General features: G+C 37.0%; 18 protein-coding genes. 6 read left to right on the top strand and 12 right to left on the bottom strand.

Going from position 1 to position 25,788, the window contains the following annotated elements; genetic code table 11:
- Nucleotides 1–45: 45 nt before the first annotated feature.
- The 3 genes from DEU39_RS02855 to DEU39_RS02845 form a co-directional block, all read right to left on the bottom strand.
- A complete protein-coding gene (locus tag DEU39_RS02855; RefSeq protein ID WP_120230871.1) occupies nt 46–2,199 on the bottom strand; it encodes an alkaline phosphatase PhoX in 2,154 nt (717 codons plus the stop codon).
- Nucleotides 2,200–2,474: 275 nt separating this feature from the next.
- Nucleotides 2,475–6,533 carry a LamG-like jellyroll fold domain-containing protein gene (locus tag DEU39_RS02850; protein WP_120230870.1) on the bottom strand — a complete coding sequence of 1,353 codons (4,059 nt, stop codon included), beginning with the start codon at nt 6,531–6,533 and terminating at the stop codon, nt 2,475–2,477.
- A 398-nt stretch (nt 6,534–6,931) separates the two neighbouring features.
- Nucleotides 6,932–8,761, bottom strand: a complete 1,830-nt coding sequence (locus DEU39_RS02845; protein WP_120230869.1) for a cytochrome-c peroxidase — start codon at nt 8,759–8,761, stop codon at nt 6,932–6,934.
- A 228-nt stretch (nt 8,762–8,989) separates the two neighbouring features.
- Between DEU39_RS02845 and DEU39_RS02840 the strand changes: the two genes are divergently transcribed.
- Together DEU39_RS02840 and DEU39_RS02835 are read left to right on the top strand one after the other, a co-directional pair.
- A complete protein-coding gene (locus DEU39_RS02840; RefSeq protein ID WP_120230868.1) occupies nt 8,990–9,475 on the top strand; it encodes a hypothetical protein in 486 nt (161 codons plus the stop codon).
- 22 nt (nt 9,476–9,497) lie between these two features.
- A complete protein-coding gene (locus DEU39_RS02835; protein WP_120230867.1) occupies nt 9,498–10,352 on the top strand; it encodes a nucleoside phosphorylase in 855 nt (284 codons plus the stop codon).
- 313 nt (nt 10,353–10,665) lie between these two features.
- On the opposite strand, the gene DEU39_RS02830 is transcribed toward DEU39_RS02835, so the two are convergent.
- Together DEU39_RS02830 and DEU39_RS02825 are read right to left on the bottom strand one after the other, a co-directional pair.
- The gene (locus DEU39_RS02830) at nt 10,666–11,427 is read right to left on the bottom strand and encodes a hypothetical protein (RefSeq protein WP_120230866.1); all 762 of its coding nucleotides are present in this window, start codon (nt 11,425–11,427) and stop codon (nt 10,666–10,668) included.
- Nucleotides 11,424–11,852 carry a MarR family winged helix-turn-helix transcriptional regulator gene (locus DEU39_RS02825; protein WP_120230865.1) on the bottom strand — a complete coding sequence of 143 codons (429 nt, stop codon included), beginning with the start codon at nt 11,850–11,852 and terminating at the stop codon, nt 11,424–11,426. The genes DEU39_RS02830 and DEU39_RS02825 overlap by 4 nt, the downstream gene beginning before the upstream one ends.
- A 168-nt stretch (nt 11,853–12,020) precedes the next feature.
- On the opposite strand from DEU39_RS02825, the gene DEU39_RS02820 reads away from it, so the two are divergent.
- The gene (locus DEU39_RS02820; protein ID WP_120230864.1) at nt 12,021–12,293 is read left to right on the top strand and encodes a hypothetical protein; all 273 of its coding nucleotides are present in this window, start codon (nt 12,021–12,023) and stop codon (nt 12,291–12,293) included.
- 71 nt (nt 12,294–12,364) lie between these two features.
- Here DEU39_RS02820 and DEU39_RS02815 read toward each other — a convergent pair whose 3' ends face one another.
- Nucleotides 12,365–13,642: a hypothetical protein gene (locus DEU39_RS02815; protein WP_183037367.1), complete on the bottom strand. Its 1,278-nt coding sequence runs from the start codon at nt 13,640–13,642 to the stop codon at nt 12,365–12,367.
- A gap of 255 nt (nt 13,643–13,897) precedes the next feature.
- Nucleotides 13,898–14,455 carry a DNA-3-methyladenine glycosylase I gene (locus DEU39_RS02810; protein WP_120230862.1) on the bottom strand — a complete coding sequence of 186 codons (558 nt, stop codon included), beginning with the start codon at nt 14,453–14,455 and terminating at the stop codon, nt 13,898–13,900.
- Nucleotides 14,456–14,593: 138 nt separating this feature from the next.
- Here DEU39_RS02810 and DEU39_RS02805 point away from each other — a divergent pair, with 138 nt between their 5' ends.
- From DEU39_RS02805 to DEU39_RS02795, 3 genes are all read left to right on the top strand, one after another.
- Nucleotides 14,594–14,893, top strand: a complete 300-nt coding sequence (locus DEU39_RS02805; RefSeq protein ID WP_034697596.1) for a hypothetical protein — start codon at nt 14,594–14,596, stop codon at nt 14,891–14,893.
- Between the two features lie 120 nt (nt 14,894–15,013).
- On the top strand, nt 15,014–15,823 hold the full coding sequence (locus DEU39_RS02800; protein ID WP_062670284.1) for an enoyl-ACP reductase: 810 nt from the start codon (nt 15,014–15,016) through the stop codon (nt 15,821–15,823).
- Between the two features lie 451 nt (nt 15,824–16,274).
- Complete coding sequence (locus tag DEU39_RS02795; RefSeq protein WP_120230861.1) at nt 16,275–18,137, top strand: DUF3472 domain-containing protein; 1,863 nt, start codon at nt 16,275–16,277, stop codon at nt 18,135–18,137.
- A gap of 91 nt (nt 18,138–18,228) precedes the next feature.
- Here the strand turns inward: DEU39_RS02795 and DEU39_RS02790 are convergent, their stop codons facing one another.
- The 5 genes from DEU39_RS02790 to DEU39_RS02770 all read right to left on the bottom strand — a co-directional run bounded on the left by DEU39_RS02790 (nt 18,229) and on the right by DEU39_RS02770 (nt 25,782).
- Nucleotides 18,229–19,668, bottom strand: a complete 1,440-nt coding sequence (locus tag DEU39_RS02790; protein WP_062671558.1) for a glycoside hydrolase family 30 protein — start codon at nt 19,666–19,668, stop codon at nt 18,229–18,231.
- A 40-nt stretch (nt 19,669–19,708) separates the two neighbouring features.
- Nucleotides 19,709–20,518, bottom strand: a complete 810-nt coding sequence (locus tag DEU39_RS02785; RefSeq protein ID WP_120230860.1) for a family 16 glycosylhydrolase — start codon at nt 20,516–20,518, stop codon at nt 19,709–19,711.
- A 74-nt stretch (nt 20,519–20,592) separates the two neighbouring features.
- Nucleotides 20,593–22,815, bottom strand: coding sequence for a beta-glucosidase BglX (gene bglX / locus DEU39_RS02780; RefSeq protein WP_120230859.1), 2,223 nt, complete (start codon nt 22,813–22,815; stop codon nt 20,593–20,595).
- A 9-nt stretch (nt 22,816–22,824) separates the two neighbouring features.
- Nucleotides 22,825–24,249 carry a glycoside hydrolase family 30 protein gene (locus tag DEU39_RS02775; protein ID WP_120230858.1) on the bottom strand — a complete coding sequence of 475 codons (1,425 nt, stop codon included), beginning with the start codon at nt 24,247–24,249 and terminating at the stop codon, nt 22,825–22,827.
- Nucleotides 24,250–24,252: 3 nt separating this feature from the next.
- Nucleotides 24,253–25,782 carry a RagB/SusD family nutrient uptake outer membrane protein gene (locus DEU39_RS02770; protein ID WP_120230857.1) on the bottom strand — a complete coding sequence of 510 codons (1,530 nt, stop codon included), beginning with the start codon at nt 25,780–25,782 and terminating at the stop codon, nt 24,253–24,255.
- Nucleotides 25,783–25,788 lie beyond the last annotated feature (6 nt).

Raw genomic sequence — 25,788 nt, 5'->3', positions numbered from 1 at the left:
TCTGCCAGCAACCAAAGCTGCCGACAGACAAGAATTATAAATAATTTATTTCTTTACAAGTTTAACTGTTTTCTGGAATCCTCCTTCAGCTTCAATATTTAAAACTAAAACTCGTGATCCTTCTAACTGTTGTGTGAAATCAAGATCCAATACTTTATTGGTTCCGTTGAATTTCTTCGTGTAAACGATTTTCCCGTCCATGCTGTAAGCTGTTACAGAAATATCTTTCAATCCTTTTGCTGAATTGATTTTTACCACTCCTGAAGTTGGGTTCGGTGCTACCGTTACTGTATTCTCTTCAATTTTAGTATCAATAGTTCCTAAAGTTCCTTCAGTTCCAAGATTATTTTTAAGGGCAATAACAATTGTTGCTGATTTCCCTCTGTAATCAATCGTATTTCCTGTAGCATCTACATCTGTAGAAATTGTTGAATCCGGGTGTTGAATAGAGAAGAAACCAAATTTATGATCAGGTGTAAATGTCAATCCTGTAGGTTCCGAACCAGCCGGCATAGAAGCAAATAGTCTTACTTTCGGATTGGCCTGTGTATGATCCGGAGCAATGACCCAGATATAGTTTTTACCACCATCCTGAAGTACCCAAAGGTTTCCAAGTTCATCGAAAGTAAGGTTGTCATTTCCGTCTCCCCAGGCTTCAGATTTCATTCCCTGAGCTGTATTGAAAGAATATACAGAAGAACTTCCACCTACAAATGTTTCTACCTGAGAAGCAGTAGTTCCGTTATCCTGTAAACGGTATACTCTGTCTAATCCTTTGGCTGTAAAATAGATTTTACCATCCAGCGGGCTGATATCAACATCTTCTACCCCGTTGAATTTTGTTCCACCTAATGACAGGGCGTTGGTATTGGTATTATTCTGATCTACTTTTTCTTTATTCGGAACCTGAATCCATGTCGCTGTAGTTCCTACCGGATCTCCTGCAGCCGTTAATCCCTGATCCAGTTTTAATACATAAAGGTTTCCAGAAGAGAGATCATTAGGAGTATCCATTACATATTTGTACACCAAGTGAGTTCCACCGTCTTCTCCATAATACGCTATAGTTCCCGCATTATTGATCACCACATTCTCGTGGTTCATGATTCCCATCTGCCAAAGCTTACCTTTTGTCCCGTTAGGGTTTTTAGATATAACCTGAGCAGTAGCAGGATCAATCTCTACCAGCCAGCCATAATCTTTATAACCGTCATTGTTCACATCATTGGAAGTTACAGATTCTTCTGCAGTGACTATAGTTCCCCACGGCGTAATTCCTCCGGAACAGTTCCTGATCGTCTGTACCAAACTTGGATCTGAGAAACTTACCGCTCTTGATTTTGTCAGCTGCCAAAGTTTTGAAGTCGCGTTATAGTTGATTTCTGCCATGGTAACTCCTCCGGGATTCGTTTCATGGTTGACAGAAAGATATCCGTTCGTACTGCTTCCTGTTTTTGGGACATAACCGGTAAAGTCATTCTGACCTCCTACCAATCCTCCGCCTTCGGTATAGCTGTCTCCTTCTTTTAAGATAAGCTGGTATTTGTGTTCAGCCGGAATAATTAACTTATTGGTTTGTGCTGTAGGAACAATTGAAGTAAAACAGCTGATATGCGTTCCGTTACAAGCTACAGGAATAGTTGTATTGGTAGTCGTTTTCAGATAAGCATCAATTCTTAAGTCTGAACTGGTTGTACTTCTGTTATGTAATTCAATAGAAAATCTGTTAACACCGTTTACAAATTTTGATTTTGGAATTGAAAAAATGTTATAAACACTCTCTGCTGCCCCATCAATAGTAGTACTGGAGAAAGTATTGAATGTAACAGCACCTGCAGGCATATTATCTCTTACAACTTCTTCTCCGTTAAGGTATACAATAATACCATCGTCTCTCATCACACCAAACTCCATAGTATCGGAAAGCGTTGAAAGATCTACCGTAAAATCTTTAGCAAAATAGGCTGTAGTAAGCCCTGAATTGATTGTGGTAGTTACAGGATCTCCATATCCTAACGGGCCGTTTCCTACTGCCCATGTTGAAATATCATAGGTTTGGGCATTCCAACCGGCTGGCTGCGCCTGGTTGTTATCTTTATAGCTCCATGACGCATTCTTATTGAATATCAAGGTCTGCGCCTGAAGACCAGAACTGGCCAGTATAGCCAAAGCTCCCACTGCTAGTAGTTTTTTCTTCATTTTTTATTTGATTTATTAGACCTTGCAAAACTATTTTTTTAGCGCTTTTTCTCTGTTAATAGGATTTTAAATCTAAATCGTCGAATATTAACTTATCAAAAACCTAATGTTAAGTGGATTAATTTTTTGTTACAAAAGCATAAGGTCCCAACCTTCTTTTCGGAACACAAGTATCTGAAATCCTTATTAAGGTTATAAAATTTTAGAAACAGGACAATCAAAAAATAAGGTATGTCAACTGACATACCTTATAAATCAAATATTGTTTTTTTAATTTATTTAATGATGAATTTTTCCTGAGATGTATTGGTTTTAGATATGTAAGATGCGATATATGCTCCTTTTGGAAGGTTCAGTATAATGTTTTCTTCAGATTTTAAACTGAATATTTCTGCTACTTTTTTACCGGACATATCATAAATAATTAATTGTGAGCCTACCCAAGATTTTGGCACGCGGACTGAGATTGGAGTGCCCTGAGCAGACGGGTTGGGAACAATTCTTGGCAACTGATTTTTCGCAACCTCGGAATTAACTCTGGATAATGCAGAAGATGAATTGGTAAGGAAAAACTGACTGAAAGAATTTACATTTAAATTTGTGTTAAAAGTAACCCTTGTATTAAGACCTGTACCGGAAACCTGATCTGCATTATCGACGCTTGTTCCCCAGGTGCTTCCAAAGTCATTACTCCCTCTTTTGAAGAGACTGTAAGAAGATGGATTCAGATAATTGCCAAATCCTGCATTTTTATAAAATGATAACGATGTAAGCGGTGAAAATGTAAGATTTGTCCCATAATTGTTTATAATCGTATAGAACTCAAAATTAGTATCCGTATTTGGTAATTGGTCAGGATTAATTGTACCTCTTGATATCCATACATCTCCATTCGGATAAGTACCTGAATTAAACTCCATAGCAACTCCGGCAGTTGTAAAGTCTTTCACACCAGAAGACGTAACATTCATTTTTTCACTTACTCCTTCAAAAACCGGGGCATTTGAAGTTAATCTTGTATATCCTGTTCCCTGATAAGATGCAAAAGTTCCTGAGTTGTTTTTATTAACCGTAATATTCCCGGTCGATTCATTGAACTGAAGATAATACACCAATCCATTTAAAATAGGATCTCCGGCAATACTTTTTGTCAAATGTCTCCATTGTCTGATTTCATCAATAGATAATGGTCTGTTCCAGATTGCAACTTCATCCATTTCCAATTGGGTAAATCTGTTCGTATATCCTCTTCCATAGCTTCCTAAAAACAAGAGGTTGAAAACTTCAGACGGTAATGCTGTATTATTTATACTTTCTTTTCCGTTAACATATATTTTTACATTCGTTCCGTTGCTTACCAATGCGATGTGTGACCATTGCCCTACAGGAGCCTGCAAACCGGATGACCAGCTCCAGCCCGGGTGAAAGCCGATTGTGTTGTTGCCTTCTCTGAAATTCATTCCAAATGGATTGCTGCCATCCTGAGACATAAAAACACCACTGTAATCGGTCTGGATACCGTTGGGTTTTATCCAGCAAGAGAATGTAAAAGAATTTTTATTAAGGTTAGCGTTATCTATTTTAATATAATCACCTGTGGTTTGACCTGTAAGTTTTATACTGTTTCCAGGAACTTTGTCAGGCTGGCTTGTTCCACACTGATTATTGATTTCAATAAAATTATTGAGTGTCTGCGTGCTTGTTCCATATTGATCTGTCACCGTTAAAGTTACGGGATAGGTTCCGTTCGCGGCTCCCGCATAAGAAACCAATGGGTTTTCTAATGTGGAAGTAGAGGGTGTTCCTCCCGGAAAGCTCCATTGCCATGTAGCACTGGCATTACGTACAACGGAATAATCTTTAAACTGGACTTTTTCTGCAACCGGACAGCTAATTTTATTATTTCCAACTGATATTAAAGCACTGGGAGGACTTATCTCATATAAAGCATGCTCAAATGCACCTCTGGATGTTCCTATTTTTAATTTATTTTCATTGTAATTGATGAACATAAAACGTACATCACACATGGGCAAGCCATTACCCAGCATTACCCAATTCTGCATCACATTATTTCTGTAAAATATTCCTGCTTTATTGCCTACATACACACCGTCGTTTGATCCTCTCTGGAAAATAATTTTCGTAATCGGAGAAGTCGTGAGTACAGAAGAACTGAGATTAGTCCAGGTTACTCCTCCGTCACCTGACTTTAATACTTTGCATACAGACTGAACACCGCTGTAAGTTATCCATATTTTGTCTGGATCATCATCTCCAATGGCAATATCTGATATATTGGTTTGTCCGGAAGTTACTGTCGTATTAGGGGTAATATCAGTCCACGTAAGCCCAGCGTCTGTCGTTTTCCAAAGTTTATTATTGGTTAAACCTTCAACAACAATCATTACATTGGGATTTTTAGCAGAAATCTTTTCTCTGAATACCTGATTGCCAAAGGTTTTTACAATAGATATACTATTTCCGTTGTCTTCGGTTTTAATAAGAGAATTTTTCCATGTTGCCAAATTCGGATTACCTGTCGGATATTGACCTGCATGATGGGTAATCATGGTATAGTATTTATTGGGATGGAATTCTATGGAATTAAAATAAGCATAAATTCCTCCTAAATCCAGGAAATTAGGTTCATTAATCAGTGTATTCACGCCGGTCCTGAAATACCGGTAATTACTATATCCCTGGCTGTAAATATACCGGTCATCCAACGGATTAACGTCCGTATTCCCCTGATCTGCCCCTGTTCCGTTATACCAATCAAAACCATTGGCACTTTCCTTAATCATTACCGGGCCGTGATTATTCCCCGATGCAACCAGATTGGTTTTGAAAGCACTTCCGAAACCCCAAAGTTCATGATTACCAATACTGTTGGTTAAAGTAGTCATTGTGACTCCCAAATTGCCGGATGCTGCCATTTCCCCATCACTTCCTGTTACAAATTTTCCGTTCACGAAATCCATGGATCTGATATCAGAATGAGTGTATGACGCAGGAGTAGTAAAGGTTACTCCATTATCTGTGGAAATCCTGATTTGACCCACTCCATAAGTTCCATATACAATCTTATTTTCATCATTACGGTCCATTTGTATGTCGCCATGATGCAGACTGTTAATTCCTCCGGAACCAGGAACCATATTGATTCTTGAATTTTCAACGGCTCCGGTAGCTTTATTAAATTTATAAAGGTTAACCGCCTGATGCCCATAGGCATTAGCACCACTGCCTGCTGCTACATAGAACGAAGAAGTATTATTTGTGGGTAAAAAAACTTTAACCCAACCAACAATTTGCCCATTGGCAGTAGTATCTAAGGTAGTAGAATTTAATTGGGTAAAGCTAGCTCCCTGATTAGTTGATTTATAAACCTTAAAAATATTATTGTTTGATGAGCTGGCAAAATAAACCGAATTCCCATCATTCGGATCCCATTCCAAAGATTCACTCTGCGTTGAAGAATCTCCAATCTGATAATCTGCAGAAAGACCGGTTTGAACGGCACTCCAGGTATTTCCGCCATCACTTGTTCTGTACAATGAAGTTCCCCAGTGAACAACAGCAATATTAGCATTTGAAGGAGAAACTGCAATATCATAAGCTTTTCCAGAATAGTTTGCGGAAGTCATCGTGGTGGCAGTCCAGTTAAGCCCGCCATCTATAGATTTAATGACCTGGGTATCGCTTAATGCATACACTGTTTGCGGATTAGCAATACATACGTCAATGTCATTATACTTAGAATCAGGAAAACCGTTGTCTACAAGATTCCAGGACGTTCCTCCATCTATAGTACGCCATAGCCCTCCGGTTACGAAGGATACAAACATCTTTTGAGCATTGGTAGGATCTATCCTGATTAAAAACACATACCCTCCATGATTATATTTATCGGAATAGTTTGTACTTGCACTATTTACCGGTCCTATTATTGTCCAGTCACCAACTTGTGTTTGTGTAGATAATAAGGCTACATTTTTTACTTTAGGTTGATTGAACAATAAAGGTTCAGGGGTAACTTTCCCCTGATTATCCAGATAAAACAACTTTGTTCTTAACCAGTCTTCGCCAATACTTCTTGGCTTGCTTTTTTCCCACCTGTGATTGCCAAAATACTTGTCGAAACTCGCTTTTACTTTGAAGTAATCGGCATTGTCCTTCATTTCAGAAAACCAGGGTTGGGACTTGTGCCTTAATTCGTATTCGATGTCTTCATCCTCTTCAGTTTCATTTCTTGCTGCCGGAAGAGTTTGAGCATGATAAATTGCTGAGATCAGCAAAGTAGGTAAAAGAAGTCGCTTTATTTTCATCATTATTATTATTTAATTATTAAATCATTATCAATGAAGTAAATTTAAACAATACCAATAATACTTAAACAACATGCGAATATTTTACTAATATTTTACATTTTTAATTAATTTAATAAAATTATAATGATTCAGTGTTTATCATATACCTACACAAACTTCAATAGATTTAATGTACTGAAAAGCCTGAAAACATTTTATGTAAAACAAAACAATTAAAGAAAAAAATTTTTGATCGTGGTAAGGAAAATGAACAAATACTCTGGCTTTAAGAGTACGGATATGTGATGTAAGACCATTTTTTTATTGCCCTGAATACTTGCCTTTGCCCAAGAGGTTAATGGTTCAAAGCAAAACCATACCTTGCAACTCCCACTCCGAATTACTACCAAGAAAACCGTCTATTTTGATTTACTCACATCCGTAAGAGCATTCAGAAAGGCGATGATCTGCTTTATTTCTGTTTCGGTGAGGTTCAGTTTATCGGATGCCAGCGTCTGGTTTTTCATTTTTAATCCTAAACCTTCTCCTCCACCTTCGTTATAAAAATCCAGGACTTCTTCCAAGGTATTGAAAGCTCCGTTATGGAAATAAGGTTTGGTAAGGGCAATATTTCTCACCGTTACTGTTTTGAATGAATAATCATAAATCCATGATTTTTCCTTTTTCACAGGGCTGTTTCCTCGTCCCAAATCCTGATCAAGCTCTACCGGAAGCTGTTTGATCGGTCTGGTTGTTATTCCCAAGACTTCAGATTCATTTTCATTAAAAAATGGAGGTACCAATCCTGAAAAGGTGGGTGTAAAATGGCAGGTTGCACAATTGGCTTTTCCCATAAAGAGGTTGAATCCTTTTTTCACATCATTGGAAACCTCTTTTTCATTCCTCATAAAACGGTCAAAATCGCTGTCAAATGAGTACAATGAAGCCACATAAGAACTTAATGCTTTTGAAAAATTTTCTTTACTGATTTTCCCGTTCTTGAAGGCATTTCGGAACGCTTTTTTATACTCAGGTTTTGTTTTTAATTTCTGGATAATGCTTTCATAGCTGGTATTAAATTCCTGCTCATTATAAATAACGTGCTCTGCCTGCTGTTCAAGATAGAAAGCACGAAGATCATAGAAAAACCTCTTGGCAAAAACAGCATTATATAAAGATGGGGAATTCCTCAAAACCGTTTTCCCTTCCACATTACTTTGTGATTTTGCCTTCAGATCTGTAAAAGCATTTTCCTGAAGATGGCAAGTCGCACAGCTCATTTTTCCGTTACCACTTAAATTCTGATCGTAGAAAATGGATTTTCCAAGGTTACGGAGTTCCGGACTATCTTCTGAAGATTTTAATAAAGTATAAAAATAAGGATCCAAAAAATCACTGCTGAAAAAGTTTTTGTTTCCCACATTCCATCCGGAAAACTCTTTAAGATCATCAGGTCTTCCGTCCCATTTTCCCAGCTCTTCATACAAAGGCTGAACGTATTTTTTATAAAATTCAATACGATCAAAAGTTTCAAAGTCGGTATTTTTTGAAAGATAGCCGATAGCTTCTGTTAATATCAGATTAGCTTTCTGAGTATTATAGTTTTTAAAATAAGGATCATCATTGATGTACTGCTGTATTCCTGCAAAAGCATGGCTGGTTTCTTCAGAAATATTCAAAGATCCCGGCGTATCAAAACCTGAAACACCCAGTGAATAGATCCTGATCAACTCTATTCGCAAAGGCAGTGTTTTGTTATTTCCTTTGCTCAACCCATTTTTTAAAGCACTTAAGTAAAACCCGGAATAGCTGTTATACAAAAAGGTAGTGATGGTTTTGATCTTTTCTTTTTCATGTATTGCTTCGTCGGAAAATATCAGTTCATCCAGTACCTGCAATCCTTCGGGAGGAAGTGTATAGGCTGAAGTTCCTGCAGCTTCGATATGAAACAAAGGTGCTGCATTAAGATGGGTTTTGGTAAATTCAGGATAATGATAAGCGATATAGAATTCAACTTCTTTAAATGAATTTCTTGTTCTGCTTAGTGATTTTTGCAGCTCTTCCAGGGAAATACGGTCTTCAGAGAACTTATCAACATCTGATTTCAGCTGTTCAAGATTGGTTTTAAAGTCGGACAACCCTTTATTGACAAATGTATTTTCGCTTTCTTTTCCTTTATAAACAGGATTAAAAGACATTACTGCAAATCCTATCAGAAGGACGATTACAAGCAGTGGATAAGATCTCATGAATTTTTAGCGGCAAAAATATTCATCTGATGTTATCTCAGTTTTAATAACAGATTAAATAATGTTTATATTTCCGGTACAATATTTTTCACTAATTTTAAACCCCGAAATCAAATTCATTATTCTAAAGAGAACGGTTCTTCGAAATACCGGAAAATAATGGCGGGAGATTATTGGGAGAGGATTTTTTAAATTAAATTCAACACATCAAAAAAACTAAATAGGAGTATGAAAACAAAACTATGGTTTGCTGTTATGGCAAGTTTCCTTTCTATGACGGCATTTTCCCAGAAAAAAAAGCAACCGGAAAAGATATCCGGAAAGCCACAGGAAATGGCTGTATATGCAGAGAAAAGAGGGGCTGATTATTATTTGGTCCGCCTGGAAAAAGATAAAAACATTCCCAATGTCTATGTACATTCCAATGGTATAACCAAGCCTTATAAAAATTATTCTGACCTGAAAGATATTGTTACAGAGTTCCCCGGAATGATGACTTCCAACAACTCAACAAAGGAAGAACTGATTTCTATTCTTAAAAAAGATGATCACTTCTACGAAATCACTTCACAGAGGAAAGATCCTAAAAACATTGAAAAGACGATCATTACTGTATATGAGGTTATGAACGGACAGAAAAGGATTGTAGAAGAATACAATGACATCTACGAGGTTATGGCATCTCCTTATAAAGAAGCCATTATGATTAATTAAAAAAACAAAAAATATACATATTATGCTAAACAAACTTGCTGCCTCAGAACTTGTTCTGAATGAAGACGGAAGTGTATACCACCTGAATCTTTTACCTGAAGATATTGCTGACAAAATCATCCTTGTAGGTGATCCTGACAGAGTGGCAAAAGTTTCAAAATACTTCGATACCGTAGAAATCAAAAAAAATAAAAGAGAATTCTATACGCATACAGGAAAGCTTCGTGGAGAAAGAATCACCGTAATGTCTACAGGGATCGGAACTGAAAACATCGATATCGTGATGAACGAACTGGATGCTTTGGTAAACATTGATCTTCAAAACAAAGAATTCAAGACTGAGCACAAGGCTCTTGAATTATTCCGTATGGGAACTTGCGGAAGTGTAAACCCTGATGTACAGGTAGACAATATGCTGGTAACGCAGAACGTTGTAGGTTTGGACGGATTGATGCACTTCTATCAGGATTACAACTTCGAAAATGAGTTTTCTAAAAGCTTCTTAGAAAAATTCCCTTACGAAAGAATCAAGCCAATGCTTTATTTCTCAGACTGGGCAGAAGAAATGGGAGCATACTACAAAGATGCCAAATACCACGGAAATACAGCAACATTCCCGGGATTCTATGCTCCACAGGGAAGACAGCTTCGTTTGAAAGCGGTAGATGATCAATTCCTGGAAACATTGAATGATCTTGGAATTACCAATTTTGAGATGGAGACCTCTGCGATCTATGCTCTTTCAAAATTATTAGGCCACAAAGCCATTACCGTAAATAACGTTATTGCCAACAGAAGACGTGGAGAATTCTCCGCAGACCACCATGCTTCTGAAAAAAACCTTATTGAATGGGTATTGGAAAGAATTATTAAGTAATTATTTTATTGATAAAATTAAAACCTCCGGAAAAAGATTCCGGAGGTTTTTTTATTAGGTTTTGGCTAAAGCCAATGGAATTTTTATCTATTTTTTAACGGGCTAAAGCCCGTTCCTAATGAATTGTATCTTGCTGAAAATATTGATTCTTTTATGATGAACAAAGCTTACCACTCACCTTATCATTCCCTAGGAATCTAAATACAAAACTTTAAAAACAGCGTAGAGATTCCTGCGGAATTACAGAGTTGTCAATAGAAATCTTGTAAGTAAAATAGTTAAAGGTCGATAATCATTAATACAAATGCCATGATTACAAATGAAAACTTCTCGGATCCGGATATTGAAATGTATAATTCAGCTCTGAAACCAGCTTTGATGACAGAACCTTCTTCCCTTTCACTTCAAACTCTTCTTCATCAAGTAGATTTTTCTGTGCGTTAATCACCTGACTTTTCGCAGGATGTACAGGAGCCGTAACATTATAAAGTTTTGATTCACTTTTCTGTTTAATCATTTCTGAGATAATCCTGCTGATATCAGCATAATGAATATGATTTACAGCATGATCCAGATTACCTACATTATAATTTTTCAGCAGTCTGTTGTCTCCCATCAGACCGCCAAGTCTCAGAATATTAAGTTGGGGATATTTATTTCTCAACATTCTTTCGCCTGATATTTTCTCCAAAGGGACATCTTCTTCTGTAAATTCTTTAGCAATATCGGGATAAACACCTGTAGAACTCATCAGAAACATCTGTCCTTTAAAGTCTCCTATAAAAGCTGACAAATTCTGAATCCTGTTATACAAAGAGCTTACACAACAGCTTTTTTCAGAAACAGGAATTGTAACAATCAAAACTTCCATATTTTTAACTTCTCCCCATTGGGAAAGAGATTCTGTCAGCTGATAATCCGGGAAAGAAGCCATTACAGCATGAATTCCTTTATTATTGAGTAAATTTACTTTGCTTTCTGTTGTAGTTGTAGTTGCCAGTGTATATTTTCCGGATAAGGAAGATGCGAGTCTTTCTCCCAGCCAGCCATAGCCTATAATTCCTATTTTCTTCATTGTTCGGACACGGTTTGAATGGATAATATTTCGTCTAAAGAAGCCATCAGTTGAGTTTTTACTTCATTACTCAGATGCATACAATTCTGAACAGCTTCAGGAATATATTTTGCTTTTTCTTCGAGTTTTGCTCCCTGCTCTGTAAGGTTGATCAATACAACTCTTTCATCTTCTGAGCTACGGGTTCTGATGATCAGTCCGTTTTTTTCCATACGTTTCAAAAGCGGGGTAAGCGTTCCGTTGTCCAGATGAAGATGTTCACCAATCTTTCCTATATTCATTCCGCCATATTCCCATAAAACGGTCATGACAAGATATTGAGGATATGTAAGTGAAACTTCCTCCAGGTAAGGCTTATATAAACCCGTAATATATCTGGAAACGGCATATGTTTTAAAACATAAATGTTCTGACAAAGGTATCATCGTTCTATTTTAAGAAACAAAGATAATCTATTTACTTTGTGCACAATATTTTTGTTTAAAATATTTATTAATTAAAATCTTTTATAAGCCGAATTCTGTTTTTGCAGAAAATTTTCTTTTAGCCTCTTCTTATTTATTATTTTAGCAAAAACTAATTACTGATTGAACATGAAACACACACATCAGACAGAAAACAATAAGCTTTCAGAACTCTCTACAGAAGAACTCACAAAGGAAGAAAAAAAACGCTCTGCAGCTCATATTTCCTTTTGTATAATTATGGGAATGCTGGTAGGCGTCTGCATTTATGTTACCGCTAAGAAAGGATTCAACGGTATCACTCCGCTTCCTCTGGCTTTTTTCCCTTTATATCTTATTATTAGAAAAAGCTGGCAAAATGCCCGCAAGGAACTTCAATCCCGCAAGCTAAATAAAAATTGACAATCCATAAAAAGGACTTCCAGTCCGGAAGTCCTTCACACCATATCAACTATAATAAAAAAACCTATTATTTAAAATTCATTGATCATCACGTAAAAATGTCCGGAATACAAACTGTTAGCTGTTCCTGAAATATTAGTGAGATTAATTGTAATAGAGGAAGCAGAAGTCATTCTTGGATTCGAGATGGAAAATGAAGAATTTCCTACAAAATCTCCTGCCGGAGAAACTACCACTACAGCTCTTGTGGAACCAGGCTGATATTCTGCCGGAACGGTAATATCGATGGTTGTAGATTTTCCCGGAGGCAAATTATTAATTGAAATTCCAGGCCATGCTTCAAAACTGATCTGACTTTTCTGAACACTGCCTTTTTCTCCCAATTTAAACTGTCCGCTTACATCCAGTTTTGCAGAGATATTCGGAGTATTTGTACCAATACCTACATTTGCATTGTTATTCCCCAGAACAATAGCATTGGCCTGTGAAGTAGCAGCTCCATATCCTACAGCGGTTGAAAATTGTCCTGACGCATTGGCTCCCGAGCCTAAAGCAGTAGAATTCTGACTATTTGTTACTGCATTATATCCTAAGGCAGTTTCACTATTGCTATTTGTTTTGGCATTATATCCTAATGCAATGGACTGAAATCCATCTGCTGATGAGTTATTTCCAACAGCTACAGATTCATTGCTGCCGGTTTGGGCATGAAAACCTATTGCTGTAGATCTGAATCCTGCTGCAGTCGTTTTATTTCCTACAGCTAAAGCTTCATTACCTGAAACTGAAGTGGCACTCCCAATAGCAATTCCCATAAATGCTGAGCTTGCGCTTCCCAAAGCAATACCATTCTGACCTGCATTTGAACCTATCCCGAGGCTTACAGAATTGTCAACTCCAAGTCTTCCTGCTGTTAATGCATTTACTTTAAAGATCAGATCATCATATGTTTTTGTTCCTAAAGCAAGCGTTGTACTCGCTCCTCCATAATTTCCTACATTCGTGCCTGTAAGGTTCCAGTTGTTTCCATCCTCTGTTTTAGTGGTATTCCCACCGTTTGCTAAAATTTTATTCCATTTTGATTCGAACCAGTAATAGAAACCAATTTCTTTCAGAGTAGAATTTCCGTTATTCCATATGATAAGACCTTCTGCCGGAGAAGGTATGGTAATATTGTCCGTTGTCGTGGTAAGCGCAACACTTGGAAGGAGTACTCCTTTATTATTGGCATTAATCTGAAGCATCGCTGACGAATCCGGATTCGGTAATCCAATCCCAACTTGCGCATATGTAAAAATACTTATTAAGAATAAGAGAAGTGTATACAGAAGTTTATAGTCTTTTTGCATTACTTGCATTTTTTTGCAGGTGCAAATATATAAATTTTTAATAAAATCATAATTAAATTAAAAATATCGTAATTAAAAACACATTAAAGTGATTAATATAAAATTTAATCACAAAATAATGAAAAATGTTTAATATCAAGCAATTAACCAATACAGCATTCATTAGGCCTTTCTGATATATCCCATTCTGCGTTTAATTTTTTAAATTACAAAATCAACAATAAATTTCACTAAATATTGAATAAAAATCAACGGCTATTTTCTAAGAAAACATTTTTTTAAATGATCATTGACCATTCCGGTAGCTTGCATATGAGCATAAATGACTGTAGAACCTACGAATTTGAATCCTCTCTTTTTAAGTTCTTTGGAAATAAGATCTGAAACCTCTGTTGTGGCAGGAATGTCGGATAATGTTTCGGGACAGTTGTCGATTGGTTTTCCATCAATAAAATCCCAGATATAGTGGGAAAAGCTTCCAAATTCCTTCTGAACTTCTATAAATTTCTGTGCATTGTTGACAGCTGACAGAATTTTAAGCCTATTTCTGATAATTCCGGGGTTATTCATCAGTTCCTCAATCTTTTTGTCAGAATAAGCTGCCACTTTTTTATAATCAAAATCATCAAAAGCTTTTCTGAAATTTTCCCTTTTAGACAAAATGGTATACCAGCTCAAGCCAGCCTGAAAACTCTCAAGAATCAGGAATTCAAATATTGTTTCATCATCATACACAGGCCTTCCCCACTCTTCATCATGGTATTTTCTGTAGAGATCATCTTTTTCACACCAGCCACAACGTATTTTTTCCATAATTATCAATTTTATACTTTAAATTTACTATAGATTTAGTAAAATATAACAAAATATTATGAAAAGTTTAACAGAGAGGTTCTATTTTAGGAATGGTTATTGTTTAATTACTCATACCAAATTAAAATTTATACTATTATGAACAATTCAGAGTACAATAAAGCGGAAAATGCAGTAAACAATGTAGAAAATTCTTTACAGAATGCAACGGACAAAGCCAAGTGGAAAATCAATGAATTGGCAGACAAGGCTAAAGATTATATCAATGAAAAGAGGAATAATGATCAGGAAGCCAGCCAGGAAGACTGGCTAGACAGGGTAAAAGCTAATGTATCCGATGCATGGGAAGATATCAAGGATAAGGCAGATGAGGCATGGGAAAAAACCAAAGATGCGGCAGAGGATGTAAAGGCAGAATGGAATAAGAAAACCAATTAGTATTTCAGTCATATAAATATTTTCAATAAAATGGAGTCTTAAATTGATAAGGCTCCATTTTTTATTATGCCATAAGCACAATTATTGTTACATTTGTATTATAATAAACATTAAAAAATTATGTCATACGGTTTACTTAAAGGCAAAAAGGGAATTATTTTTGGAGCCCTTAATGAACAATCTATCGCATGGAAAGTTGCTGAAAGATGCCATGAGGAAGGTGCTGAATTCATTTTATCAAACGCTCCTATTGCTTTGAGAATGGGAGAACTTAATGGTTTAGCAGAAAAAACAGGTTCTGAAGTAATAGGTGCTGATGCTACTTCTATAGAAGATCTTGAAAAACTTTTTGATGCCGCTGTTGCAAAATTTGGAAAAATCGACTTTATCCTTCACTCTATCGGAATGTCTATCAACGTAAGAAAAGGAAAACATTATACAGAAATGAATTACGACTGGTTGGAAAAAGGCTGGGATATTTCCGCTGTTTCTTTCCATAAAGTAATGCGTGTAGCTTGGGAAAAAGACTGTATGAACGAATGGGGAAGTATTTTGGCCCTTACTTATATTGCAGCTCAGAGAACATTCCCTGATTATAATGATATGTCTGATAACAAAGCGTATCTGGAAAGCATCGCAAGAACTTTCGGAAACTATTGGGGAGAAAGAAAAGTACGTGTCAATACGGTTTCTCAGTCTCCAACAATGACTACTGCCGGTAGCGGTGTGAAAGGTTTCGGAGGATTCCTTGGATATGCAGAAGATATGTCTCCGCTAGGAAATGCTACAGCTCTTGAATGTGCAGATTATTGTGTAACTTTATTCTCTGATCTTACTAAAAAAGTAACCATGCAGAATCTTTTCCATGATGGAGGTTTCAGCAGCTCAGGAGTTACTCAGAGAGTAATCAGTAAATATGACGCTGAATAATCATTCATAAAACAATAGCGGACTAATAAAGTTCCGTTCAAAATAAGTAAAGCCCATGAAAATTTTTTCATGGGTTTTCTGTTTGTATCATCCGGATACTCCTCATTTGGCGAATTCTTCCAGGCCACTATTACCGACAGTCAAAAGTTGTTGCATTCTGCTACATTATCCAAATAAATAAAGATACCTGCTCATTATTAAAATACATACCATCTATAATATATATCGGATGTGTGAAATAATTATTAGTTAAGAAAGTCAACAACAACTCTATTTTAAGAAAAAGAAAAAGTAAAAACCCAACATTAAAATATTATTATTTTCTTAAAAATATCTTTTTTAATTAACAATAATAATATTAATTTACCATAAAAAAATATTAATTTTCTATAATATAAATCATAAAACAAAATAATTTATAATTTAACATCATCAACTAAAAACAAGTTTTATGAAAAAACATTTAATTTTTTTTGCCTCAATACACTTTATTGCCGCAATTTCATTTTTTAATCCTATAAAGGCTCAGACCTGCCCAAGCTGGGGGCCTTATATAGAAGGATTTGATATGGCTAATACCGGGGAACTTTGGTACTCGGAAGTAATGGTAGACAATACCTGTAAAAAAATCAACACCTATTATTCAACGCTGAACTTTTCTTTAGGTCCGCGAGGAGGATATGGAGGAATTCAATACAAACCGAATGAAGTGTATAATAACATCTTCTCTATGTGGGACATACAGGACTCCAGCCTTCCACAGTGTAAAACGGAATATGCAGCGCCCAATACTTTGGTAGATGGTTTCGGAGGAGAAGGAACAGGTCTTCATACAGATAATCCCATGCCATGGGTACCGGGAGTATGGTACGCAACAGTTGCCAGAAGGTGGTCTACCGGTGATGGAAAGACAAGAATAGGGTTCTTTATGTATGATTACGGTGTAGGAAAATGGAAACATTATGTGACCATTATAACGCCGGAAAATAATGCTTCATTTACCGGAACAAAACTGGGAGGTTTCGTAGAGAACTGGAATTCTAGCTTGAATAAAGATTCCCGTTGTGGATATTACAGAAATTTCTGGAGTATGAATGCACAGGGAAACTGGTCAAAACCATTAAGATATACCGCTTCAGCAGGAACCGGATCCTGGGGAGCACAAACAGCATTTAACAATACTGCCATTAAAATAACATCGTGTGGAACAACACCTGCTCCAGCAGGTGGTTCAGTAACTTTTAACAGTATTACTCAGGAAGGTACAAAACCTGCCTCAACTATTCCTATTAATGTCACTACCGTTACCCCTACATATAATTCATCCACTAATTCGGTCAATGTAACTTGGGCAAGTTCAGAAAAAACAAGTCCGCAGCTTTCTTATAAAGTAGCTTTGTATACTGAAGCCAGCTGGGGGAATAATTATACTCCGGTTGCAGTAGTTTCCGGTATCCGTCCTGATCTCCGAAATGTAAGTATTCCTCTTCCTGCTAATTCTCAATCCGGAAAATATTATGTAAGTGTAGTATTGGACGATATATTTAAGCAAACTTCTAATTTCGGATATAACAATATTAATATCATAGCACCTCCGGTCATTGACCCGAATGCCTATTACAGAATAAAAAATGCAGGAAGTAACCTTTATATAAGCCCGGCAAATTATAGTTCTGCATCAAATGTTAAGATGGTACAATATCCGTTTAGTACTAATCCTGCACAGCAATGGAAGCTTGAAAAAATAGGAAAAAACTATATTATTATTAACCATGCTTCCGGGTTGGCAATTGATGTTCCCGGTTCTAATATTACTAACGGAACTACATTGATACAGTATTCCAAAACCGGAAATAACAATCAGCAATGGGTACTAAAATCCTATACACCCAATACCATACTTATAGGCACCGCTTTATCAAATATGAAATCGATGGATAATCCTGCCAATTCCCAAACAACAGGTACTAATATTAACATTTGGGATCAGGATATGAATGGTACGGCAGGAATAAATCATCAGTGGATACTTGAACAGGTAACAACCACAACGTCAAGCATGTCTGCAAAACAGGAAATAACTTCTGCCGTTTATCCTAATCCTGTAAAACAAGGGGAAAATCTTACCATAAACCTTCCTGAAAATGGAAATTATGAATTAAAAATTGTAAACACAGATGGGCTAACAATACAACACAAGACAGTAAAAGGGGGAAAAACTACAATTTCAACCTCAAATATAAAAAACGGTGTATATTTCTATATTGCTAAAAGCATAAATGGTACTATTTCAGGAAAATTCTCTGTACAATGATAGTATAAGATTGTAACATGATATAATCTAAACGGGCGACCTCAATAAAGGCCGCCCGTTCTGTCAAAAATAATATTAAATTAATATGAAATTATAAAATTACGGTTTGTATAGAATGTGCAGGAGCATTCAGCTTAGCAGCCATTCCTTCTATCCATAGATTGGTTTCAATATCATTGTCCGAATCATTCATGATAACGGTTACCAGCTGTCCGTTTTCATTCATAAAAGCAGAAGATGTAAGGGCTGCTCTGTTGGAAGAACTTCCTATTCTCTGCGCATTCGGTCTGATATATTTTGAAACATGCCCTATATAATAGTATTCATACGTATAGAATACCTCTCCTGTTTTGGTATCAGCAATAATCGGGGCAAAGCAGAAGTTTCCTTTATGATTAGGTCCTCCGGTTTCATCCAATAAAATATTCCAGTCAGTCCATAAAGCATTTCCTTTGTTGAAATCGTTCAGCATATTTTTGCTGTACAGCTCTCCCAGGCTTACATCATAGATTTTATCCATATTGAACTGTTCTTTACATCCTTCCGTAAAAGCCAGGAATTTATCAGGAAAAGCTCTGTGTGTTTCTGCTAAATTGTCAAAAAGCTGAGTTTTGTTGTTCCACGTTTCATACCAATGGTAACCGATACCATGGGCATATTTTGAAGTTTCCGGATCACTTAAAGTAGTCGTTGCTCTTTGATAGATAAGGTCTCTGTTGTGGTCCCAGATCATTACTTTTTTGTCTTTATATCCGTTTTTCCAAAGCGTTGGTCCAAGGTTCTTTTTCAGGAATTCTCCTTCTTCTTCAGCGGTATAAATACATGATTCCCAGCTTTGGGTAGCCATGGGTTCGTTCTGAACAGTTAATCCCCAGATATTAATTCCTCTCTTTTCATACTCTTTGATGAATTTGATATAATAATCTGCCCATGTCTGATAGTATTGATTTTCCAATCTGCCGCCTTTATACAAGCTTTGGTTTGATTTCATCCATGCTGGTGGGCTCCATGGTGAGAAATAAAATGTAAAATTATTACCAATAGCTTTCTGAGCTTCTTTAATCATTGGGATTTTATACTTTTCATCATGAGCCACATTAAAGGTCTTTAACGAAGTATCATTATCTTCTACATATGTATAAGAATCACTGGAAAAGTCACAGGAATTCATATTGGTACGAACAACAGTGTATCCCAATCCATTTTTTCCGAAATAAGCATCCAGAATTTCTTTTTGCTTATTCTTTGGCATTTTATAAAAAGTCTCTGCTGAGGCATCTGTAATGGCACCTCCAATTCCTATCAGTTTCTGATATTTAAAATGGGGAGCTACAAAAATACAGGCATCCGTTTCTTTAGGCTGCCCGAACTGCTCAAATGTAACTACTCCCTTATCCACCATCTTCTCATTTGCTTTTGAGTTGGTAAGAACCACTTTAGCTGTTTTTCCTGCATTTTTTTTCCAATAATTCTGAGCATTGACATTCATGACAACGCCTACTACAAAACAACTTACAATTAGTTTTCTCATGATTTTTTCTGTTTCCGGACCCATCCGGTCCTCATTTTCATTATTTATTTTGATAAACTCTTACGTAATCTATATAATACTTCTGTGGAAAAATGGTATCATCAATACCTTCCTTTCCACCCCAAAATCCTCCTACAGCGAGATTTAGAATGATAAAGTAAGGTCTGTTAAAAGGCCATGCTTCATTGTTTTTCTCTTTATTTTCGTAGGTGAAAAATTTCTTATCATCTATATAGACATCAATCTTTTCCGGTGTCCAGTCTGCTTTATAGACATGGAACTTTTCGCTTGCATCCTTTACAAACAAAGTATCTGTTTTCTGTGTTCCCTGGATATGATTGTATTTTTTGGTATGAACCGAAGCATGGATATACCCTTGGTTATAGCCCACATGTTCCATGATATCCAGTTCACCATCATCCGGCCATTTCTTCATATTTTCACTCATCATCCAGATGGCAGGCCAGGTTCCACGGCCTTTAGGAAGTTTCGCCCTAACTTCTACTGTACCATATTGAAAAGCAAATTTTCCTTTAGTTAAAAGTCTTGCAGAAGTATACTTACTATTTTCCCGATTTTCTTTTCTGGCTTCAATGATGAGATTTCCTTTTTCCATTCTGGCATTCTCAAGCCTGTTTTTGGTGTAAAACTGAGCTTCTTCATTTCCAAAACCGCTTCCTCCGGTATCATAATTCCATTTTAATGAATCCGGAAGGCCTTTGCCGTTAAACTCATCACTCCAAATCAGTTTTATTCCAGTATCTGGTTTGTTTGAAGCACAATTGAATACAGAAAGGGCGAGTGCTCCTGCTGCACAAATTCTGATGAGATTTTTAACTTTGAGATTCATATGTATGTAGGTTTTAAGTTTTGGCTAAAGCCGTTTTAACGAGCAGGTTTTAATCCGCTCCTCTTGAATTGAATTTATTTCGTCCAGGTGATTCTTTTGGCCTGAACATTTTGAGAATCCGTACCTATCATAATGTCAAATTCTCCGCTTTCCCAATCAAAATTCAGGTTATCATCAAAGAATTTCAAATCTTCTGGTGTCAATTTAAAATCTACTTTTTTACTTTCTCCTTTTTTGATGAATACTTTCTGAAAGCCTTTCAGTTCTTTTACGGGTCTTACAACTTTCCCGAAAAGATCTCTGATATAAAGCTGTACCACTTCTTCTCCGTCATATTTTCCTATATTGGAAACAGTCACACTGATATTCAGTATTTGATTTCCCGTAAGTTTTGTGGAACTCAGAACCATATCAGAATATTTGAAATCGGTATAGCTTAAACCGTATCCAAACGGATATTTCGGGTCATTATCCAGGTCTATATAGGCTGAAACATAGTTTCTGTCTGTATTATTTTTTGCCGGCCTTCCTGTATTATAATGATTGTAATACGCAGGAATCTGACCAACAGTTCTTGGAAAAGTCATTGGTAGTTTGCCACCTGGATTTACAGTTCCGAACATAACATCAGCAATTGAATTTCCTGCTTCTGTTCCCAGCCACCATGTGTACATAATGGCAGGAATATTGTCTGATGCCCAGTTGAAAATCAGAGGTCGCCCGGCATTGATCATCAGAATGATAGGTTTACCTGTTTTGGCAATTTCTTTTAACAAATCTTCCTGAACACCTGTAAATCCTATATTACTTCTGCTTTTGGCTTCTCCGCTCATCGCATGGCCTTCTCCCAGCGTCATGATGACAACCTCTGCTTTTTTTGCAGTTTCTATGGCTTCAGCAAACTGACTTTTATCCTGATCATCGATATTGCAGCCTTTTGCATATAATAAGGTAGAGTTTTTATCCAGCTGGTTTTTAATTCCGTCAAATTGTGAAACGATTCTTTGATTATCATCTTTGAACGCAACAGACCAGAAACCGTGATTAGCTACTGTTTCTTTGCCAAAAGGGCCAATCAGAGCAACAGTTTTTGTACTTTTTGAAAGCGGAAGAATATTTCCCTGGTTTTTAAGAAGAACAATACTTTTTGAACCGAATTCTCTTCCGAATTTTCTGTTTTCCTGATTATCAGTCTGCTCTTTTTGTCTTTTCTCATTGCTGAATCTGTAAGGATCATCGAAAAGCCCCATTTCGAATTTCTTGGTTAAAATTCTACCCGCTGCATCATCTACCAGTTTTGCATCTACTTTTCCTTCTTTCACCAGTTTTGGAAGCTCTGCCATATAGACACGGCTTTCCATATCCATATCGCTTCCGCCTTGTATTGCTTTTTCGGCTGCCTCAGCACCATCTTTAGCATAACCATGAGGAACCATTTCTCCGATGCTTCCCCAGTCTGACACTACAAAACCTTTATAATTCCATTTTCCTTTTAAGAGGTTTCTCTGAATATATTGATTGGCTGTTGCAGGAATTCCGTTAATATCATTGAAAGAGTTCATGAAAGTGGCCACTCCTGCTTCTGCTGCCGCTTTGAATGGTGGAAGATAAGTTTCATTCAATTGTCTGAGACTCATATCTACAGAATTGTAATCTCTTCCGCCTACAGCGGCTCCGTAGGCTGCAAAGTGTTTTGCACATGCCATTACCGCATCAAGACTTCCCAAGCCTCTACCCTGAAATCCTTTAATTCTTGCCAGTCCTATTTTTGTTCCAAGATAGGTATCTTCTCCTGAACCTTCCATTACTCTTCCCCATCTCGGATCTCTGGCAATATCCACCATTGGCGCAAACGTCCAGTGAATACCATAAGCGGCAGCTTCTGTTGCGGCAATTCTTTCTGATTTTTCAATCATGGCCAGATCCCAACTTGCAGCCTGTCCAAGATTGACAGGGAATGTGGTACGATAGCCATGGATAACGTCCTGCCCGAACAATAAAGGAATTTTCAGCCTGGACTGCATGGCCAGTTTCTGAAAAGCTCTGGTTTCTTCAGAACCTGCTACATTCAACATGGAACCTACTTTTCCTTTTTTAATTTCTTCTAAAACAGCAGCTGAATTGGAATGCTGCGGTCCTGTGGCATATTCAAAACCACTGTACTGAACCATCTGCCCTACTTTTTCTTCCAAAGTCATTTTAGACAATAGCTCCGCTACTTTCTGATCAATGGTCTTTTGTCCGTAAGCATTCAATCCAAATGCAGAAAATGCCAGTAAGAAATAAACTCTTTTCATAGTATCAAATTAAAAAATATAGGTTGCTGTAGAACGTCCTGAAATTGTTACTGCAGCGGTTTTCCCGGCAAATTTAATATTAAAATTCTCATCTGCCTGATTATCGTTCTGTACAATTAAAACTATTTTCCCAAATTGAGTCTTAAAAGCAGCCGTTGAAAGTTTATCCGTCTGTGTGGAAGCGATGCGCTGAGAGCCTGCAGGAATAAATTTTGAAGCATGTGCAATAATATAATAGGAAACATTTCTGGTGAAATTTTCACTGTCGGAAACGGTTATAGCTCCTTTACATTCTGTACATCCGCCATCTGTATGAGGGGCAAATTTCGGATCGTTGGCAAGATTCCATTCCAGTGCAATTTTACTCCAGTTTCTCATAGATCCGATGATTACGTTTTTTGTATGCCAGTTCAGGTCTTCGGTAAAAGTGCCTTTTGAACCTGTCCATTGTTCAGTAAAGTATAAATTCTTATCCGGAAAAGCATTATGTACCGTACTTAATGCAGAAATATCGCCTTCGTAAAGGTGAAAAGCAGATCCGTCTATATATTTGCCAGCTTCAGAATCTTTTAAAATATCAATCGCGTATTCGGGTTTGTTACAATTGTGATCATACACAACAATTTTAGTAGTAATGCTATTTGTTTTAAAAACAGGCCCAAGATGGTACTTAATAAAATCTCTCTGTTGTTCAGACGGCATATACAAACTTGGATTATTTCCAGGATGCAGGGGTTCATTTTGCGGAGTTACAGCATCAATGGTAATCCCTTCTTTTTTCATTCCCTGAATATATTTTACAAAATATTGAGCATACGTTCCATAGAATTCAGGTTTTAAACTTCCTCCTTTTGATTTACCGTTGTCTTTCATCCAAACCGGAGGAGACCATGGAGCAGCAATAATTTTAATAGAAGGATTGATTGTCAGAATCTCTTTCAGCATACTAATCAAAGCGTCGTCTTTTGCCAGACTGAATTTTGAAAGCGAAGGATCAGTTTGTCCCTCAGGAAGATCATCATATGAAAAGACTTCACCATCAAGATCAGATGCACCTATGCTCAGTCTTAAATAGCTGACGGATATTGAATTTTTATTATTTCCAAAAAGTTCGTTAAGCAGTGCTTTTCTTTTGGAAGGCGACAACCGGTTGATTACCTCAACACTTCCTCCTGTTAATGTATAGCCAAAGCCATCAACATATTGAAATTTTTGAGTGTCATCAATTTCAATATTCTGAAAGCGGTTGGTGTTATTTACAAATTTAAGGGGAGTCTGCTGCTGTAATTTTACACTTTCATCTCCTTTTGTAAGCCAGTATTGAACTTCGTTTCCTTTATTGGATGCCACTGAGGTACATGATAAAGGAAAAAGGGCCACACCACTAAGTAGTGCGGCACCTCTAAAGAAACTATATAAGTTGTGAAACTTCATATTTTAGTAACCAGGATTTTGTTTGATCTTCGTATTAAGAAGTTCATTATAAGGAATCGGTAAAAGTTCATTCTTATTGGGTTTAAATCCTCTAGATGCTAATTTGGAAGGTGCTTCTCCCCATCTTACGAGGTCAAACCATCGGTGCCCTTCACCAGCCAGTTCACGTCTGCGTTCATCTTTAACAGCTTGCAGTGTTACTGGTACTGAAGGCAGTCCAACTCTGGCTCTTACTGCATCCAATAAAGCCTGGGCTCTTGCACCTGAGCCGTTTAATGCTTCGGCTTCCATTAAGTAAGTATCTGCCAGTCTGATTACGATATAATTCCTGCTGTAGTTTAGCTCCGGAGCTCCGGGAAGATTGGATACCTCATCTCTTCTGGGAAGATATTTATTCAAAAAATAACCGGTATCATTATGAGCGGGTGAATATTTGATCTCTCCGCTTGCAGTCAGTTGTTTTGCGTTCAGGATCGTGGCATTCACCCTCGGATCGTCCTTCAGGAAATTATAAAGATCTTCTGTTGCAGTATTAAATGCCCATCCTGAAACAATATCCGGTGCTGTAGTCTTTAATCTATCGTATCCTCTCGGTCCTATCATTATACAGATAGAGTTTCCTTCATCCTTACCTTGCCCCCAGAAGCCCCAGTCTGAATTTCCTTTATTGGTATGCATCACTTCCAGAATAGATTCTGTGGTGAATTTGTTGTCCTGTCTCCACAGGTCATTATAATTAGCAATTAATTTATATCCGTACTGGCTGACTTGTCCCGGTGTTCCGTTCACTTCTGCAAATTGGGCTGCAGCAAGATCTTTCTTATTGTTATACAGATAAATTTTTCCCAGGATAGCTCTGGCTGTCCCCTGGCTTATCCTTCCTACCTCTGCTTTGTTAGTAGGTGCAATAGATAATGGAAGATCATTGATGGATGCTACAATATCTGATTCAATCTGCTCATACACTTTCTGAGTCTCTGTCTGAGGGATATTATAATAATCATCGGTTGCTGTAATAGGCTGTAAGATGAGAGGAATATTTCCAAACATTTTCAGCAGCTCAAAATAGTAAAGTGCTCTCAGCGTTTTAGCTTCAGCAATAAATCTTTTGCGTACCTGATCATTCATTTTAGCACCCGGAATTCTCTGAATAAGGAGATTTGCTCTGGCAATTCCCTGATAGAAATCATTCCAGTAGGTTTTGGGAACAGTGATCTGATCAATAGAATAGTTGGAAAAACTTTGTATTCCGGTACCATCTGTAGGACTTCCGCCACCGGAATAGAAATCATCGGAAGCTGCGTTAAAGAAAGTAACCGTATTTTCAAACCCCCCAGAATATTTTCTTAGCAGGTCATACACTGATACCAGCGCACTAAAAGACTGCTCTTCATTCTGGAAGTAGTTATTGGAGTCAAAAGCTCCTTTATTCTGTACATCTTCAATGAACTCATCACCACAAGATACGGAACTGAATCCAATACCTGATGTAAGTGCGATCAGTACTATTGCTTTATAGAATCTATTTTTCATGTCTGT

This window comes from Chryseobacterium sp. AG363 (genome assembly GCF_003610675.1).
GTDB classification, from domain to species: Bacteria; Bacteroidota; Bacteroidia; order Flavobacteriales; family Weeksellaceae; genus Chryseobacterium; species Chryseobacterium cucumeris.
The sequence above is the reverse complement of the archived record's forward strand: the minus strand, read 5'-3'. Positions and strand labels throughout refer to the sequence as shown.

Bases quoted from the DNA above. Each gene is read 5' to 3' on its own strand.
- DEU39_RS02855 (WP_120230871.1), bottom strand. From the start codon at position 2,199: ATGAAGAAAAAACTACTAGCAGTGGGAGCTTTGGCTATACTGGCCAGT.
- DEU39_RS02850 (WP_120230870.1), bottom strand. From the start codon at position 6,533: ATGATGAAAATAAAGCGACTTCTTTTACCTACTTTGCTGATCTCAGCA.
- DEU39_RS02845 (WP_120230869.1), bottom strand. From the start codon at position 8,761: ATGAGATCTTATCCACTGCTTGTAATCGTCCTTCTGATAGGATTTGCA.
- DEU39_RS02840 (WP_120230868.1), top strand. From the start codon at position 8,990: ATGAAAACAAAACTATGGTTTGCTGTTATGGCAAGTTTCCTTTCTATG.
- DEU39_RS02835 (WP_120230867.1), top strand. From the start codon at position 9,498: ATGCTAAACAAACTTGCTGCCTCAGAACTTGTTCTGAATGAAGACGGA.
- DEU39_RS02830 (WP_120230866.1), bottom strand. From the start codon at position 11,427: ATGAAGAAAATAGGAATTATAGGCTATGGCTGGCTGGGAGAAAGACTC.
- DEU39_RS02825 (WP_120230865.1), bottom strand. From the start codon at position 11,852: ATGATACCTTTGTCAGAACATTTATGTTTTAAAACATATGCCGTTTCC.
- DEU39_RS02820 (WP_120230864.1), top strand. From the start codon at position 12,021: ATGAAACACACACATCAGACAGAAAACAATAAGCTTTCAGAACTCTCT.
- DEU39_RS02815 (WP_183037367.1), bottom strand. From the start codon at position 13,642: ATGCAAAAAGACTATAAACTTCTGTATACACTTCTCTTATTCTTAATA.
- DEU39_RS02810 (WP_120230862.1), bottom strand. From the start codon at position 14,455: ATGGAAAAAATACGTTGTGGCTGGTGTGAAAAAGATGATCTCTACAGA.
- DEU39_RS02805 (WP_034697596.1), top strand. From the start codon at position 14,594: ATGAACAATTCAGAGTACAATAAAGCGGAAAATGCAGTAAACAATGTA.
- DEU39_RS02800 (WP_062670284.1), top strand. From the start codon at position 15,014: ATGTCATACGGTTTACTTAAAGGCAAAAAGGGAATTATTTTTGGAGCC.
- DEU39_RS02795 (WP_120230861.1), top strand. From the start codon at position 16,275: ATGAAAAAACATTTAATTTTTTTTGCCTCAATACACTTTATTGCCGCA.
- DEU39_RS02790 (WP_062671558.1), bottom strand. From the start codon at position 19,668: ATGAGAAAACTAATTGTAAGTTGTTTTGTAGTAGGCGTTGTCATGAAT.
- DEU39_RS02785 (WP_120230860.1), bottom strand. From the start codon at position 20,518: ATGAATCTCAAAGTTAAAAATCTCATCAGAATTTGTGCAGCAGGAGCA.
- bglX (WP_120230859.1), bottom strand. From the start codon at position 22,815: ATGAAAAGAGTTTATTTCTTACTGGCATTTTCTGCATTTGGATTGAAT.
- DEU39_RS02775 (WP_120230858.1), bottom strand. From the start codon at position 24,249: ATGAAGTTTCACAACTTATATAGTTTCTTTAGAGGTGCCGCACTACTT.
- DEU39_RS02770 (WP_120230857.1), bottom strand. From the start codon at position 25,782: ATGAAAAATAGATTCTATAAAGCAATAGTACTGATCGCACTTACATCA.